The 16,086-nt window shown below is 63.8% G+C and carries 14 protein-coding genes; 3 read left to right on the top strand and 11 right to left on the bottom strand.

Annotated elements, in window-relative coordinates:
• Window positions 1-465 (bottom strand): ABC transporter substrate-binding protein (locus tag ACXJL8_RS12785; RefSeq protein WP_456685067.1); only part of this gene is annotated, 465 nt, incomplete at its 3' end.
• Between the two features lie 485 nt (window positions 466-950).
• Here ACXJL8_RS12785 and ACXJL8_RS12780 point away from each other — a divergent pair.
• Entirely contained in the window at window positions 951-1,112 is a 162-nt protein-coding gene (locus tag ACXJL8_RS12780; RefSeq protein ID WP_456685066.1) for a response regulator, read from the top strand.
• A gap of 732 nt (window positions 1,113-1,844) precedes the next feature.
• Here ACXJL8_RS12780 and ACXJL8_RS12775 read toward each other — a convergent pair.
• The 5 genes from ACXJL8_RS12775 to ACXJL8_RS12755 form a co-directional block, all read right to left on the bottom strand.
• Window positions 1,845-3,848, bottom strand: a complete 2,004-nt coding sequence (locus tag ACXJL8_RS12775) for a putative bifunctional diguanylate cyclase/phosphodiesterase (protein WP_456617424.1) — start codon at window positions 3,846-3,848, stop codon at window positions 1,845-1,847.
• A gap of 6 nt (window positions 3,849-3,854) precedes the next feature.
• On the bottom strand, window positions 3,855-4,859 hold the full coding sequence (gene dctP, locus ACXJL8_RS12770) for a TRAP transporter substrate-binding protein DctP (protein WP_456617425.1): 1,005 nt from the start codon (window positions 4,857-4,859) through the stop codon (window positions 3,855-3,857).
• A gap of 222 nt (window positions 4,860-5,081) precedes the next feature.
• A complete protein-coding gene (locus ACXJL8_RS12765; RefSeq protein WP_456617426.1) occupies window positions 5,082-6,014 on the bottom strand; it encodes an alpha/beta hydrolase in 933 nt (310 codons plus the stop codon).
• 123 nt (window positions 6,015-6,137) lie between these two features.
• Window positions 6,138-6,632, bottom strand: a complete 495-nt coding sequence (locus ACXJL8_RS12760; RefSeq protein WP_456617427.1) for a hypothetical protein — start codon at window positions 6,630-6,632, stop codon at window positions 6,138-6,140.
• Window positions 6,633-6,657: 25 nt separating this feature from the next.
• The gene (locus tag ACXJL8_RS12755) at window positions 6,658-7,068 is read right to left on the bottom strand and encodes a DUF3606 domain-containing protein (RefSeq protein WP_456617428.1); all 411 of its coding nucleotides are present in this window, start codon (window positions 7,066-7,068) and stop codon (window positions 6,658-6,660) included.
• 272 nt (window positions 7,069-7,340) lie between these two features.
• On the opposite strand from ACXJL8_RS12755, the gene ACXJL8_RS12750 reads away from it, so the two are divergent.
• Window positions 7,341-7,487 carry a hypothetical protein gene (locus tag ACXJL8_RS12750; protein ID WP_369720875.1) on the top strand — a complete coding sequence of 49 codons (147 nt, stop codon included), beginning with the start codon at window positions 7,341-7,343 and terminating at the stop codon, window positions 7,485-7,487.
• On the opposite strand, the gene ACXJL8_RS12745 is transcribed toward ACXJL8_RS12750, so the two are convergent.
• Genes ACXJL8_RS12745 through ACXJL8_RS12735 form a run of 3 tightly spaced genes read right to left on the bottom strand, consistent with a single transcriptional unit; the run spans window position 7,484 to window position 11,299 of the window.
• Window positions 7,484-9,070, bottom strand: coding sequence for an ATP-binding protein (locus tag ACXJL8_RS12745; protein WP_456685065.1), 1,587 nt, complete (start codon window positions 9,068-9,070; stop codon window positions 7,484-7,486). The genes ACXJL8_RS12750 and ACXJL8_RS12745 overlap by 4 nt on opposite strands.
• On the bottom strand, window positions 9,067-9,771 hold the full coding sequence (locus ACXJL8_RS12740) for a response regulator (RefSeq protein WP_456617430.1): 705 nt from the start codon (window positions 9,769-9,771) through the stop codon (window positions 9,067-9,069). The genes ACXJL8_RS12745 and ACXJL8_RS12740 overlap by 4 nt, the downstream gene beginning before the upstream one ends.
• Window positions 9,772-9,790: 19 nt before the next feature.
• Entirely contained in the window at window positions 9,791-11,299 is a 1,509-nt protein-coding gene (locus tag ACXJL8_RS12735; RefSeq protein WP_456617431.1) for a DUF4153 domain-containing protein, read from the bottom strand.
• A gap of 187 nt (window positions 11,300-11,486) precedes the next feature.
• Here ACXJL8_RS12735 and ACXJL8_RS12730 point away from each other — a divergent pair, with 187 nt between their 5' ends.
• Complete coding sequence (locus ACXJL8_RS12730; protein ID WP_456617432.1) at window positions 11,487-12,830, top strand: glycoside hydrolase family 3 N-terminal domain-containing protein; 1,344 nt, start codon at window positions 11,487-11,489, stop codon at window positions 12,828-12,830.
• Here the strand turns inward: ACXJL8_RS12730 and ACXJL8_RS12725 are convergent.
• Window positions 12,827-14,449, bottom strand: coding sequence for an ABC transporter substrate-binding protein (locus tag ACXJL8_RS12725; RefSeq protein WP_456617433.1), 1,623 nt, complete (start codon window positions 14,447-14,449; stop codon window positions 12,827-12,829). The two genes, ACXJL8_RS12730 and ACXJL8_RS12725, sit on opposite strands and share 4 nt — an antisense overlap.
• 94 nt (window positions 14,450-14,543) lie before the next feature.
• Window positions 14,544-15,998 carry a dihydropyrimidinase gene (gene hydA / locus ACXJL8_RS12720; RefSeq protein WP_456617434.1) on the bottom strand — a complete coding sequence of 485 codons (1,455 nt, stop codon included), beginning with the start codon at window positions 15,996-15,998 and terminating at the stop codon, window positions 14,544-14,546.
• Window positions 15,999-16,086 lie beyond the last annotated feature (88 nt).

Below are 16,086 nucleotides of genomic sequence, written 5' to 3'. Positions count from 1 at the left end.
CCGGAACGACGGCTGCCAGCCCATGGTCCAGGGAAACGCCTTGGCCTGGCTCAGTTCCTCGTCGCCGGAGGCGACGAAAAGCTGCGGGATTTTCTTTTCGTTCAGATACCAGCGCGTGGCGAGATTGCCGGGCGTGCCGAACGACCCGAACATCAAATGCACGTCGTCCTTCTCGACCAGATTGCGGGTCAGCTCCAGCGCCGTCGTCGGGTCGGAATTGTCGTCGCGCGTGATGAAACGGACCTTGCGGCCATTGATGCCGCCGCGATCGTTGATCATGTCGAAATAGGCCGCCTCCGCCTGGCCGATCGCGCCGAATTCCGAAAGCGGTCCCGAATACGGCATCACATTGCCGATGCGGATTTCCTTGTCGCTTCCGGGCCGCTCCGCATCGCGTTGAGACATCGCCCCCAGCGACGCAATGGCGATCGTCCCAACGAACAGCACCTTGCCGATGACGCGCATGTTCGACACCTTGTTGATATTGGCCCCTCGTCGAGGTCGGCTCAATCTGCACCAAGGCCGCTTGATCTAGGTCAAGCGTTTGTCAATCGTGTGGCTTGATAGCTTGTTGCGAAGCCGCGCACCTGTCATCCGCGAAAGAAAATGGCAGGCGTGCTGACGCGCCGACRGGCCGCTAGGGTGAGAGAGTGTGTCGTGTGGCACCGTAGGCCGTCTTGGCGAACTCGGGTTTGCACTCGGCGGGTTTGGTTTGGCAATCGTCCGATGAAAAATGAATCGATCTGTGAAAGATCACGTTTGGGATGGCGGGCCTTAATTTGGATGGCGGTCAATATTGACCAGTGGCAGCAGAGCTTACGATTTCATGATCGTCCATCACCGCCCCCATTGGCATCCATCGGTGACGGAGAGTATTGCGCTCCCGCCGCATCCAGGCGAGCCTCATGACCATTCAGCGACCACCATGTCCTAAATGCCAGACAACAACGATGCTGGCGCGCATCACGCCCGGCCTCGCCGGTTTTGATATTCATACCTTCGAATGTCCCGCTTGCGATTTCGTCGATCAGATCGCGGTCGAGCTGGTCGACCCGATGAGATCGGCCATTACCCTGGCTTGGTTTCAGAGCGAATTGCGGGCGCCTACGTAGGACGCGCGCTACCGGGAACGGCCGAGCGCCGAAAGCCCAAACGTGGGCATTGGTCGAGAAGAACCGATAGCAGCGCTCGGCTTGGCAACGACAGTGACGTGCTCAGTATGGATCGGTATCGGGCGTTGAGTTTGGCGCTGCGCTTCGACAAACAAGTCGTAGGACAGTCTCCGAAAGACGCACGACCAATTCTTGCAGGCCCTTGTTCTCATTTTCGAGAGAGTGGAGAGCGAGCCTCATTCGGATCTCGTCTTCGAGACTCTGGGGCCAAAGGGTTGGCTGCCTTCGCTCCGTGGTCATTCCTCCCTCCCAACAGCGCTACCTGCCTTGTCGCACTCTTTGGCATGACGACCCCCAAGACTACATGCTCTCAAGGACGCTGATTCGCAGGTCAATATTGCTCAGTTTCGACGGCCACCGCATTGGGTATCAGAAGTCCCGATTTGCCGGGACGACGCTCTCCGTCGCGATGCTTGGACATGATGCTCTTTGTAGCGAATCTGCTCGCTGCGAGGGTCTGCTGCTAGGATAGCCATGTTGTCCAACCCGTTTGGTGGGTGCCCCGACGGGTTGCGAAACCTTGCACCAACAAGTCGCTCCAGCGCCTTGTGTCATCATGCGAAAAGCCGACATCGCGCGCAATATCGAGGTCGGTTAACTGCGCCATCAGCAGACGTAGTCATCCGAAAATCCGCATCATTATTGCTTTGCCGATACAGGCAAGGGGCCGTGCTACCGTTCAGCCGATAGGTTGACGAGGCGCGGCTTGGGCGCTTGTGCAGTCGCGGACGAAGGTGCCGGCGTTGTCTTCTCAAAGTCCGCGAGAATGCTGGCGCCGAGCTCCGAGGCGGGGACCGGCCGGCCGAAGAAGAACCCCTGGGCCTGATCACCGTCGGCCGATTCGAGAAAAGCCGCCTGGTTGGCGGTTTCGACGCCCTCGACCGTCACTCGCATGTGCAGCTCGCGTCCGAGCGCGATGATCGCTTTCACCACCGTCCCGACCTGACAATGGGAGCCGTCGAGGCCCTGTATGAAGCTTCGATCGATCTTGATCTTGTCGAACGGAAAGCGCCACAGATAGCTGAAGCTCGAATAGCCGGCCCCGAAATCGTCCATCACGATGGCCACGCCCATCGCCTTGAGCGTCAGGAGCTGCGCCATGATCGTTTCGGTGTTACCGAGCAGCAGGCTTTCGGTGATCTCCAATTCGAGCCGGTGCGCCGCGAGGCCCGCCTCTTTCAGTGCGGCGGCGACGATGTCGCTGATGCTGCCCGCAACGAACTGCGCGGGCGACAGGTTCACTGCAACGGTCAGGTGCTCCGGCCAGGTCGCGGCGGTGCGGCATGCCTCCCGCAAGACCCACGCCCCGATCTGGTCGATAAGCCGCAACTCCTCGGCGACGGGAATGAAGGTCAATGGCGGAATGAACGTTCCGTCCGCCGCGGGCATGCGGATCAGCGCTTCGAAGCCGACAAGGCGGCGCTGAGACATTTCGAAGAGCGGCTGGTAATGCAGTTCGAAGCGATCATCTAGCACCGCCTCGCGGATCGTCCTCTCGAGCTCGATCCGCGCGTGCAACGCAGTATCCATCTCGGGCAGGAAAAACCGGATGCAATTGCGGCCGGCAGCCTTGGCCGCGTACAGCGCCAGATCGGCGCTCTTGAGCAACTGCTCCGCGGTGGTGCCTTCCTCCGGCGCCAGGGCCACGCCGATGCTGGCGGTGGTGAGGATCTCGTGCTGCTTGAACTTCACCGGAGCATTTACAGCGGTGGCAAGATGGCGCGCAAACGCCTCGGCCTGCGTCCTGCCGGCGACGTCATACTGCACGACGACGAACTCGTCCCCGCCGAGCCGGGCCACCACGTCGTCGATCCGGACCGTTGCACGCAAACGCTCCGCGATGGACTTGAGCAGAAAATCGCCGCCGTCATGACCAAGCGTATCGTTGACCTCCTTGAAGCGGTCGACGTCGATGAAGTGCACGGCAAGGCTGCCGCCCCGCTTCGGCAAGTGAGCGAGAGCTCTCTCCAGTTTTTCGATCAGATGGGGACGATTGGCCAGTCCGGTCAACGCGTCATGGTGGGCGAGGAATCGGATGCGTCGGTCAGCCTGTTTCACCTTTGTTTCACGATACCACGCAATCGCGGGAATGGAGAAGGCGAGGCCCGACAGCAGGCAAAGGAATACGGCCGCGGTCAGGAACGTATTGTGGACATTCTTGCGTTGCTCGGTTTCATCCACGTAGGCCGCAACGACCGCGGTGAGGCGACCATCGGTCTGGACCGGGACATAGGCGAGGGCGAAGAATGCCGGCCGGTCGGCCGAAGTGCCCTCCCTGACGTCGACGATCGGCCGACCGTCAGCGACTGATCGCGCCGCGTCGGGGCTGTATTCGGACAAGTCGACGAGCGCGATCTTTTCGCGCGTCGAAACGAGCTGGGAGTAGCCATTGCGGTTGAATATTTCGTAGTGAAAGACCTCGCCGGAATTTCGCGCCGACAGGAAGAACCTCAGACTCGCGGCTGAAGGCTGCTCGCCGCCGGCGATCTGCTCAAGATCGGTGACGCTGGCCGCCAGGAACCTCGCCCAGCTGCGCGCGGTCGACATCGCATCTTGGCGGAGAAGGTGATCGGTCGTGATCTTCAGGGTCATCCCGGTGCCCGTCAACAGAATGGCGAGCGCAGCGACGATGGTGACGATGTTTCGCTGAGGCCAGATGTTGGCGAGCGACGGCATCCGCGGCTACCGGGTCGATCGCATTTTCGTGAGCTCGGTCCGGACCGTTTTCAGCAGCTCGGCATTGTGCTCACTTTTTGAAGCCCAATCATTGGCAATGGCTGCGAACACGGCATTTGCCGCATCGAGGTCCGACGACGAGGGCATGATCACCTGGCGCTTCGGATCGGACTTCAGTTCCCGCATAATGCTGTTTTCCGCCGCTTCGTAGGTATCCATGAAGCGCGCGGCAGCCCACTCACCGCTGTATTTGAGGATGATCGCCTGGGCCAATTCGGGCAGCCGATTGAACGTTTTCCGGCTCATCAAAACCATCAATGGCGCGCCGCTGATTCCAAGAAGGTAATGATAGGTTGCAACGCGTTTGATGCCATAATCGACCAATGGAGACGGTGGCACGAGCGCGCCATCGATGCTGCCGTTGCCGATGGCTTCCGAGATCTTGGTGACCGGCAGAAACACGGGCTGCGCTCCGAGCTTTTCCAGCGCGGCGGCTTCGCCGGGATTGTTGACGCGAATTCTCTTGCCCTTCAAATCATTCAGCGACGTGATCGGGATCTTGCTGTGGATCGTCTCCGGTTCGGTGACGTAGGCGCCGATCACGGTGTAGTCATCGTATCCTTGCAATGCGTTGGCGGCCACGAGCCGGGTGAACACAGGAACGGACTCCCGCATGCTCGTAAACAGACCCGGCATCTCGACGATTGCATTATCTGCGAACCGGTTGCGCGTCAGGCCTGTCACGACGTAGGCGATGTCGGCCGTACCATCGAGCACGAGCTGGGGCTGTTCAGCCGGATCCTTGCCGAGCGCGCCGCTGAAATAGGTTTCGATTTCGATCAGGCCTCTTGCCTCGGCGTTGACCGCGTCGACAAACGGTCTGACCGCGGCGAGATAACTCGTCGAGCGGTCGGAGCTGGGGAAGGCCAATTTGAGCTTGACCGGTTCGGCGGCCGACGCCGAAATCAACACAAAAGAGATCACCGCGCATCGTGCCAGCAACTTGAGCATCGGTTTTCCGATCGTGGCGGCGGCGCGTCACACAGTGGTGCGAGACGCCGATTTCCTTAGTCCTAGTGACCCCCCACAGATAGAAATTCTCCAGATAACTCTCCTAGATAGCACGCGGCGATGCCGGGCGGCGACGAAATCGCGAATCGTGGTTGGAGGCATGCTAACGCGAGCGAGACAATTGTCTGGGAGGCGCCAATGCGATTTGGCTTACTTCGGCGGCTACGGCAGCCCGCGCGCCTCGAGCTGATGCACCAGCAGCAGCGTCGGCTCGGCGAGGCTGTCGCCGGAGCCGTCGAGGCCGAACGCGGCGGCGATGCCGTCGCGGCTGCGCAGCAGCGTGCTGCGCGGACAGTGGCCGGCGCCGCACAGCGTCTTCTTCAGCACCTCGCCCTGCGACACGAGGTTCGCGGGATCGTTCGCGGCCCAGGCCAGCACGATCGGCGCATCGACGTTGAGGATGCCGGGGAAGACCGACCGCTTGTCGTACTGGCTGGCATCGGTGCCGAAATAGGCCTTCTCGCTGTCGCTGGCGTCCTTGCCCACGCGGTAGATACCGGACACCAGCACGACGGCGGCGACGTCGGCGCGGTCGGTCTGGAATTCGGGATGTGCCAGCAGGCTGGCGACATGGAAGGCGCCGGCGCCATAGCCGACCGCGACGATCTCGCGGGCGTCGCCGTTGAACAGGTCGATGTTCTGGTGGACCCAGGACAGCGCGGCCGCGACATCGGTCGCACCCATCGGCCAGGCGGCCGCGGGCGCCAGGCGATAGGTCACGCGCACGCCAATCATGCCGTTGCGGGCGGCAAAGCACATCGCCTGGTCCTGGATCTCGCGGGACAGGTCCGGCGCTCCGCGGTCACCGGTGAACGTGTCGCCCCCCACGAACAGCAGCACGGGCCGGGGCGTATCCGCCTTGGTCTCGCCGGTGGTGGCGACGTCGAGCACGTTGGCCTCGCTCTCGCCGTAGCGCAGGCCTCGCGAGAACGAGACCGGCTCGCACAGCCGCGCGGTGCCGCCGGCGGTCGTGTCGCTATCGGTGAGGCCCACCCGGACAAGATCGGAGGGCGCCGTCAGCCGCGCCGGCAGCGGACCGTGCGCGGACGCCGCCGTGACACTCAGAACAAGGAAAAATGCGAGATAATTCTTCATGTTGGTGCCGGCCTTGCGTGCCTGATATGGCGTCGCTGGTTTGGCCTGTCTTTTCAATTCGCCTTATTAGTGAGTTCGTCTGAGGCGATTTCACGGCGCCCGGTTTTGTCCGCCAGGTTCGGCTCAATTCTCCGGCTGGAACGTGCAATCCGCCCCGCTGCCGTCCTTCCGCCGGATGGCATTGGGGTCGATCGTGCAGCTCAGCCGGGTCAGGCTCTCGAAATTCGATCCCGCCGCGCCATCCGGCGGAACGCCGGCCAGCGCCTCGGTCGCGAAGATCTCGTTGGCCGTGGAGCCGTTCACGTTCTTGACCTTCTTGCCGAAGGAGACTTCGCAGTTGCGTAACGTGATGTCGACATTGCTGGTGCGGCAGACGATCCGGTCCGCGGTCACCACGATCGCCTTCTTGTAGGGAACGTCGCTGTTGGCGGCGAACAGCATCGCCATCGCCTTCTTCTCGGCGCCCGACAGGACCGGCGACAGCGGTGCGATCACGCCCGCGAGCGCCAGCGCCGTGGCGCCCGAGACCTTTGCGGGCTCCGCAGCGGACGCGCCGGCGGCGTGGAAGGCGCCGGCAAGAACGACGGCGCAGGTGAGGATCACGCGACCCGATTTCATTCTTGTCTCCCCCGGACCCGAAGCCTTAGGCCGCCTTTTTCCGCTTGATCGTCTTCTTCGCAGTCTTCTTGGCAGCCTTCTTGGCCTTCTTCGCCGCCTTCTGGGCAGCGAGGTAGGCTTCGACCTTCCTGGAGGAATGGCCGGCCGCCGCGACGGCGGCCTTCAGCTTTGCCGGGGTGATCTTGAATTTCTTCGACCAATAGCGGACTTCATAGGCCTCGCTCAAGGCGATCCGGCTCTTGTCGGAGGCGCGGTGCTTCTGGAGCTTGATGTAGTCCTCGACCTTCCTGGCGGAGTGGCCGACCTTCTTGACGGCGTATTTCAGCTTGGCCGGCGTCACCTTGAACTTCTTCGACCAGTAGGCGACTTCGTACCTCTCGGTGAGCGCAATCAGCGCGCGATCGGCTCCGCCCCGTTTTGCCTTGTTGTCGGCCATGCGTCCCTCCCGCCATGGATGCGTGCGTGCACTGTAGCATGCAATCGGATTCGGAAGGCAAGCCTGCCAACCCCGCGGCGGTTGCGCGTCGCGGCTGTTTTGCCCCGACGCCTCAAGCGCTTGCGCAGCGCGACCCTGCTTCATGCCGGGCCAGGTCGTTCTACTGTGCATGGGGTTGTTTGCGCGTTTTTGTCCCTCGCGCTTCCGTGATGGAACCTTATGGCGGCTGTGGCGACTTACCTATGACGCGGGGAGAAACGTGCGAGGCTGTAATGGCAGAGCAGTGGAAGCATACCGCCGATCCGGCCGAGATCATGCGGGCGAATGGTCACCCTGAGCTGGAATATGCCGCCGGCTGGACCATCGCCGGCCTGGTCACCATCGGCACCATCGTCGCCGCCTGGGTGTTCGCGATCTAGGCTGCGGGAAACCGGAGCTCGAACGCCGCGCCCTCGTCGGTCGGCTTGAGCCGGATCGAGCCGCCATGGCTCGCCATCACCGCGCGCGCAATCGCGAGCCCCATCCCGGTCCYGCCCTGGTCGCGGCGGGTGGTGAAGAAGGCGTCAAATATCCTGTCGCGGTTCGGCGCCGAGATCGGCTCCCCGTCATTGCTCACCGTCAGAAGCAAGGTCGTGCGCTCGTCGACCGCCTCCAGCCGGATTGACCTCGCCTTGTGCCGCATCGCGTTGTCGGCGAGATGCGACAGGACGATCAGCGCTTTTTCGCCGGACATGCCGATCGGCCGGTCGAGGCTGCCGCTGGCTAGAATCGCGCTTGCCGGAAACCGGCTCTTGAGGTCGGCGATGACGGGCGCGAGCTCGGTGCGCTCGTTCTGCGGCAGGCTCTCGGCGCGGGCCAGTTCGCGCAGCCGCTGCGCCATCGCCTCCAGCCGCTGTGTGTCCGACAGGATGTTGGCGATGAAGGTCTTCTGCTCGGCGGGCGTCAGGCCGTCGGCCCTGCCCTGAAGCGAATCCTGCAACAGCTCGGCTGCGCCCTTGATCGAGGTCAACGGCGATTTCAGTTCGTGGGTGAGATGCGCCGAGAACGTCGCGATGTAATCCGAGCGTCGCGCCAGCTGCTCGGCCATGCCGAGGAAGCTGTGCGAGAGCTGGGCGAACTCGCGGGTGCCGTAATGCCTGAGCGGCTTGAAGGCTTCCCGGTCGCCGCGGCCGATCCGCGCGGCGCGATCGATCAGTTCGCGCATCGGCAGCGTGATGGTGCGCGAGAACACCAGCCCGATCGCGATGGTGCCGAGGATCACGGCGAGCCCCGCCAGCACGAACTTGGCCCGCTCCTGGTAGAGATGGTCGAAGATGTTGCTCGGCGTCCGCGTGGTGTAGATCACCCCCGCAACGCGGTTGTTGACGATGACGGGCATCGCCGAGAACACGTGCACGCCGAGCCCGCGGCTGAAGGAATAGATCGGCGGCGGCGGCTTGTCCGGCACGCGGTTGCGCAAGGTGGCGCGGTATTGGCCGCGCAGCGCGTCGGCCACCTCCTCGATATGGGCGAGCGATTGCCCGACCTCCTGGCGCCCTGCGATCACCACGCCTTGCGGATCGAGGATGCGAAAGCCCGCCAGCGTCACCTTCTGGGTCTCGCGGATGATCGGTGTCAGCCTGGCGCCGATCTCGACATAGGCTGGCTGCGCCGGCCGGGTCGCTGCTTGCGCATCCGGCCGCCGCCGCAACAGGTCGTTGGCGGTGAGGTCAAGCGCCGGACGGATCGGCGTGACCTGGTCGCCGGGATCGGGCAGCACGCCGGGCGGCACCTCGATGCCGAGCGTCAGGCCGCCATCGAGCCGGGCCGTGACCTCCTGCGCATAGATCGTCGCCACCACGCGGCTCTGCGCGATCAGCTCGGCCTGGGTCTGGCGGATCAGCTGGTTGTCGTAGAGGCGGAAGAAGAACAGGCCGACCAGCGGCAGCACGCCGACGGTGGTCAGCACCGCGAAGATCACGAGGGTGAGCGACGGCCGCCATTTGTCGGGGGCCGCGCTCATGCCTGTTTCTCGCAGCGGCCGAGCTTGAAGCCGACGCCATGGATGGTCTCGATCACATTGTCGCAAGCGAGCGCCGCAAGCTTGGCGCGGATGTTGCGGATGTGGCTGTCGATGGTGCGGTCGGAGACCTGGATGTTGAGCTGATAGGCCGCCCGCATCAGCTGCTCGCGGTTGAACACCGAAGTCGGCCGGGTCAGGAACGCGCGCAGGATCCCGAACTCGATCGCAGTCAGTTTCAGCGGCGTGCCGGCAAAGGACGCCACATGCTGCTCGGGATCGATCAGGAGGCCGCCTTGCGACAGCGCGCTCGGCCCGGCCTTGGCGTCGCCGTTGCGCGGGCTGAGGCGGCGGAGGATGACGTTGACCCGCGCCACCAGCTCGCGCGGGCTGAACGGCTTTGTCACGTAATCGTCGCCGCCGATCTCGAGGCCGAGGATGCGGTCGATCTCCTCGTCGCGCGCCGACAGGAACAGGATCGGCACGTCCGAGGTCTTGCGTATCTCGCGGCAGACGTCGAGGCCGTCGAACTCCGGCATGCCGATGTCGAGCACGATCAGGTCGGGCCGGTCGGCGGCAAATCGGCTGAGTGCCTCCTTGCCGTCGCGCGCCTCGATCACGTCCATGCCGGCCTTCTTCAGCGCCACGCGGATGACCTCGCGGATGTGGCCTTCGTCGTCGACGATGAGAATGCGATGCGCCAAGACCCTCTCCGCTTCCTCGTCAGCCCGCCGGTTGGTCGCCGGGCTGAGTCTTCGCCTGCGCATCCAGCCGGCGTTGTAGCCGCCAGCTGCGAAAGCCCCAGGCCCGCCAGGCCAGATCCTGACGCTGAAGTTCTACAAGGCGGTCGCGGCGCGACACAAGGCAGCTTTCGCTTGCGCCGGCGCGGAGCGCGATCGCCTTGTCGATCGCGGGCAGCGCCTGCGGCCCGAGCGTGAGAAGGTAATTGATATCGATCTGCACGCCTTTGCCCGATGCCTCCCGGCTGTGAGCGACATTATAGTCGGCAATGAACGCATCGAAGTTCACGAGCGAGCAGCTATACAACACGATCGTTAACGCGATCAGGTTGGCGCCGACGAGCCACCGGTTGGGCCGGTTGAGCGCGATGCGGGCAACGATCAGGACCAGCCCGAGCGCCACCAGCCCCATCCAGATGAAGGCCGCGATGCGCCAGTAGGTCAGCATGTAGATATCCACGTAGAGGTCGAGGCGGAGAATGGAGGAGGCGACCAGAAGCACGTTCTGACCCACCCAGAGATAGACCAGCGGCCGGATCACCGTCGATTTCTCGGCCGGTCCGCCTGGCCGCATCGCGACCAGCACGAAGGCGGCGGCAAGTAGCGCAGTCGCGATCAGCGGATAGGCGCCGCGATGGGCATAGGCCGCATAGGTCAAATTGGCCGGCAACGCCACATGGCCCCAGAGGTAGATGCCATCGAGAATGGATTGCGCCGCGAACAGCAGATTGAACAGGATCAGCGAACGCAGAATGGTGGAGGGGCCCAGGAACTCGGCCGAGACCAGGGGCCGGAGCGGCGGCGGCACCGGGCCATCGTCGACGGTCGTGGTGAGAACTTTCCTGCGTCGCCAGCGCACATGGATGAACGGCCAGACCAGCGCCAGCATCAACGTCCAGAACAGCACACGCGGGATGCTGATATATTCGAGGATGAGCTTTGGATTGAGCAGGGACACCCACTGCTCGATCACCGGATTGGCCGCGGCGAACAGCGCGACAAAGACGGTGCTCAGCGCCGCGGGCAGCACCCAGAGCGCGATGCCGCGGGTGAACGCCGACATGTTGAAGACCTGGAGCGCGTCGGGGACGAATCTGAAGGGACCGAGCAGGAAGAAATTGCGCAGCGCGCGGGCGCGGTCGGCGAGTTCAGTCGTCTCCGGATTGGTCGCGAGCAGCAGCGCAATCGTCAGCGACGTGACGAGAATCAGGAACGACAGCGTGTTGAGCTCCTCGACGGCCGGCACGAGACCGAGCGTGACGACCGCGCCGCCGATCGCCGCGCGCCGAAAATCCAGTGCCGCGTGATTGAAGAGCACGGACACGGAGGCGATCGCGACGGCAAAGAGCGTGAGAGAAAGTCCGATCCGCTCGCCATAGAACAGCCAGTCGGCGAGCGCGGCGAGCGTCAGCGCGAGGCCGAGCTTGGCCGGAAGCGATGAATGCCTCATCGGCTGGATTTCCGCTGCTATGGTCGATGCCAGGCTCGTCATGTCCAAAAGACCTTTCGTGATGGGTGACATCACGAAGTCTGAACGTCCCCTGTGCAGAAGGCGGGATCATCGTCTGCACGGCTTCAGGAGTTTGGTGCAGTTTCCGTGCAGGCGCGCTTTTGACTCTCGCGCGGCGTGAATCGCTTTGATAGGTGCGAAGCATTCGCCACCGCACGCGTGATGCATCATGCAATTCCTCCGTCGTATCGGCTTCATCCTGCTCTGGCTGGCCGCGCCCGTCCTCGCATTCGCGGCTGCCAACAAGAACGATCCCTATCTGCTCGTGCTGCGCGGCGCCGGAAACGTCGCGCTTGTCGCCGCAAGCATCATGATCATCGTCGTCCTCGTGCGCCGGGGGCATTGGCGCCGGATCGCCGGCAAGCCGCTCGTTCTGCTCTGGTGCCTGCCGCCGCTGCTGATGGCGGCGGCGCATCTACGATTCGAACTGCGCAAGCACGACGTTCTCGGGGCCAGCGCCACCGAGGCGCGGCAGCTCGGCCCCCACTTCATGGTCGGCTATTCGTCCTTCCCCGGGGTCGCGCGCCTCGCCGGGCAGGGCCTGATCGGCGGCATCTACGTCACCCGGCACAACATCCGGGGACGAACGGTCGAGGCGCTGCGTGCCGAGATCGCCGCGCTCCAGGACAAGCGGCGCGTCGCAGGCCTGCCGCCCCTGGTCGTCGCCGCCGATCAGGAGGGCGGCATCGTCGGGCATCTTGCGCCGCCGCTGACGAAGGTGCCGGCGCTGGCGACGCTCACCGGGCTCGCGCCCGACGACCAGCAGGTCAAGGCCGAAGAGTTCGGCCGCATCCACGGGCGGGAGCTCGCCGGGCTCGGCGTCAACCTCAATCTGGCACCGGTGCTCGACTTGAAGCCGCCGGTCCGGCGCAACCGTCTCGATTTCCATACGCTGATCGGCCAGCGTGCGATTGCCACCGATCCCGTTGTCGTCAGCGCGATCGCGAGCGCCTATGTGCGCGGGCTGGAGGCCTCCGGCGTCGGCGCCACGCTCAAACATTTCCCCGGCATCGGCCGCGTTCGCACCGACACGCATCATTTCAGCGCCAATCTCGATACGCCGGTCAGGGAGCTGGAGACGACCGATTGGCTCCCGTTTCGCGAGGTGCTGTCGCAGTCGCACAGTGCGCTCATGGTCGGCCACGTCACGCTCACCGCGGTCGATCCGGATCGCGCGGCCTCCCACTCGAAGCGCGTCGTCGAGGGGATCATTCGCGACAAGTGGAAGTACCAGGGCGTGGTGATGACCGACGATCTCGTGATGGGCGCGATCTACCAGAATGACGTCTGCAAGGCCGTGGTCGAGGCCATCAACGCCGGGGTCGACCTGCTGCTGGTCGCCTATGACGGCGCGCAGTTCTATCGGATCTTCCAATGCGCGCTGGAGGGATCGCGGCAAGGCAGGCTCGATGCGGCGACGCTGCGCGCGAGCCAGGCGCGGCTGGAGAAGGCCTTGCCGACGGAGCAGGCGCGAGCTGCCTCACGCGTCGTCCGTGTCGTCGATCAGCATTAGCCCTTCACGAACTGACGATAGTCCGGCTCGCGGTGAAACCAGAATTCGTAGCCGGACACGCCTTTTTGCATGGCGACGTCGTGGATCGGCTGGTTGAGCGGAACGACGGGAACGTCGCGCATGCAGAGCGCCACGAAGTCCTTCACGGCCTTGTCGTATTCCGCCGCGTCCGTGGTGAACCGCGCCTTGTCGATCAGCGCGTCCATCTCCTTGTTCTGATAGGAGGAGATGTTGAAGATCGAATTGTTGCCGTGAAAATTCCAGTAGAAGTAATATTCGGGATAATCGAGCCAGCCGCTGAAGCGGTTGAGCGCGAGCGGCAACTCCTTCTTGTTCAGCGTGGTGCGCCAGTTCGCGCCGGGAATCTTTTCGATCGATGCCTTGATGCCGATCTTGGCGAGACTTTCCTGGATCAGGATGGCGGTCGGCTCGCCGACCGTCGCCGTGCCGGTGTCGAGCGACAAGGTGGTCTCCAGGCCGGATTCGAATCCGGCTTCCTTCATCAGCGCCTTGGCCTTGTCGAGATCGGTGACATAGGGGAACGGCTGCGGCCATACCGGCTTTGAGACGTCGCTCGCTCCGCCATACATGGGAACCGCGCGTCCGAAGAAGGCGCTGCTCTGGATCTGCTCGTAAGGCATCGCCCAGGCGACGGCTTGGCGCAGCTTGACGTTGTCGAACGGAGGCTTCGCGGTGTTGAGCGCCACGTACCAAAGCGCATTGGGGATCGGCACACCCGAAACCTTGACCTTGCCCTCCTTGAGGATCTGCTCGAAATCACGCGGCGCAAATCCGCTGGAGAGGTCCGCATCTCCTCGTTCGAGCATCGCGCGCCGCGTGCCCGCGGACGGTACATCGCGCGCGATCACGCGCTTGATCTTCGGCAATGGTCCGCTCGTCCAGTCGTCGAAGCGCGTGAACACGGTCTCGCTGCCCGGCTTCCAGCTTTCGATCCTGTAGGCCCCGCCGCCGGCCTCGTTGGTCTTGAGCCACGCCAGGGCCCAGGGATCCTCCGGCGTCGCGTTCTTCTTTGCCAGTTCGGAGTTGATGATGAAGGGCACGACGACCGCGACGTTGAACAGCAGCATCTTGTCCTTGCGCACATAGTCGATGCGGAAGGTGTGGTCGTCGACGACCACGAACTGCTCGGGCTTTTCGAGCGACCCGGCCGACATCTGGAAGGTCGGAAAGCCGCCGACCTTCACGGCGCGGTCGAACGACCATTTGACGTCCTTCGCCGTGACCGGCGTGCCGTCGTGGAATTTCGCGGTCGGTCTCAGCTTGAAAGTGCAGGACATGCCGTCGGCGGCGACCTCCCAGCTTTCCGCCAGCTCGGGCGCGAGCGTCGCGCGATCATAAGAGGGCGTGCCATCGGGCAGCGTCTTGGCGGCGTAGGTCAGCAGGCGATCGTAACAATTCCAGGACAGGCCGTTGACCGTCTGATTCGAGCCGACGCCTTGCATGTCGAGCGAGTTCGGTCCCAGCTCCTGCACCACCAGCAGCGTCTCCGCGCGGCCCTGCGCCGAGGCGAAGCGCGGAGCGAATGCCGTCATTCCGGCAGCGCCGAGACCGCCGAGCATCACGTTGCGGCGGCTTACATGGAAAGATGATGCGCTCATTGGTGCCTCCTCGAGAGAGATTTGCGACATAAAGAGGCAAAGCGCGTGCCATCAACCGCGCTTCATGGCGTCGCATCCCGCACGGACTGCGTTCTCAGGGTGTGACTGCGCCACGGCTGACCGCGCGCGGCGCAGTCAGCTCCTTCCAGGTGGAATTCGCCACATGTACCGGTGAGAACGCGGGACGCTCGACATAGCGGCCGTCGCCGGCTTCGGCGCGCAGATCGCCAGCCTTCCATACGATGCGGCCGCGCGACAGCGTCGCTGCGGGTCCGCCGGTGCAGGCAAAGCCTTCGAACACGTTGTAATCGATCCGGCTCATCTGCCGCTTCGCGCTGATGGTCTTGGTTGCCTTGGGATCCCACACCACGATATCGGCATCCGAGCCCAGGGCGACCGCGCCCTTGCGCGGATAGATGTTGAGGATGCGGGCGATGTTGGCCGAGGTCACCGCGACGAATTCTTCCTTCGTCAGCCGTCCCGTGGCGACGCCGGCGGTCCACAGCAGCGCAAGGCGATCTTCCAGGCCGCCGGTGCCGTTCGGGATCTTCCTGAAGTCGCCGAGTCCGAACCGCTTCTGCTCGGTCGTGAAGGCGCAGTGGTCGGTTGCGACCACCTGGAGCGAGCCGGATTGCAGGCCGGCCCACAGGCTGTCCTGGTGGGATCTGTCGCGGAACGGCGGCGACATCACCCGCTGCGCGGAATGATTCCAGTCCTTGTTCTGATACTCGCCGGCGTCGAGCAAGAGATGCTGGATCAGCGGCTCGCCATAGACGCGCTTTCCGGCGGCGCGCGCCCGCGCAATAGCCTCATGCGCCTCGCGGCAACTGGTGTGCACGATGTAGACCGGCGTGCCCGTCATGTCCGCGATCATGATGGCGCGGTTGGTGGCTTCGCCCTCGACCTCCGGCGGCCGCGAATAAGCGTGGCCCTCGGGGCCGGTGACGCCGCGCGCGATCAGCGCCTCCTGCATCAGGGCGACGACGTCGCCATTCTCCGCATGCACCACCGGCATGGCGCCGAGATGGGCGCAGCGCGCGAAGGAATTATAGAGCTCGTCATCGTTCACCATCAGTGCGCCCTTGTAGGCCATGAAATGCTTGAAGGTGTTGATGCCGTAGGTTTTGACCACGGTCTCCATCTCGTCATAGATCTGCTTCGACCACGACGTCACCGCCATGTGGAAGCCGTAGTCGGAGGCCGCCTTCTCGGATTTGTGCCGCCACTCCTGATAGGCCGCGAGCATCGACTGGCCGGGATCGGGCAGGCAGAAATCCACCACCATGGTGGTGCCGCCGACGAGCGCCGCCTTCGTTCCCGATTCGAAATCGTCGGCGGTGACGGTGCCCATGAACGGCATTTCGAGATGCGTATGCGGATCGATCCCGCCGGGGATGACGTAGGCGCCGCCGGCATCGACGATCTCCGTGCCCGTGGGGGCCTCGATCGATGCGCCGACCGCGACAATGGTGTCGCCGTCGATCAGCACGTCCGCACGGCGCGAATGATCATGATTGACGACGGTGCCGCCGCGGATGAGGAGGGGCATGGGGGGACTCCGGGGAGAGGGCTGGACGCCGCGAAAGCTAAGCGTGGTAGCCGCGATGCGACAGGCGAAATTTTAGTCAGCCGTTGCC

The sequence above is a fragment of the Bradyrhizobium sp. P5_C11_2 genome (genome assembly GCF_054049755.1).
The sequence above is the reverse complement of the archived record's forward strand: the minus strand, read 5'-3'. Positions and strand labels throughout refer to the sequence as shown.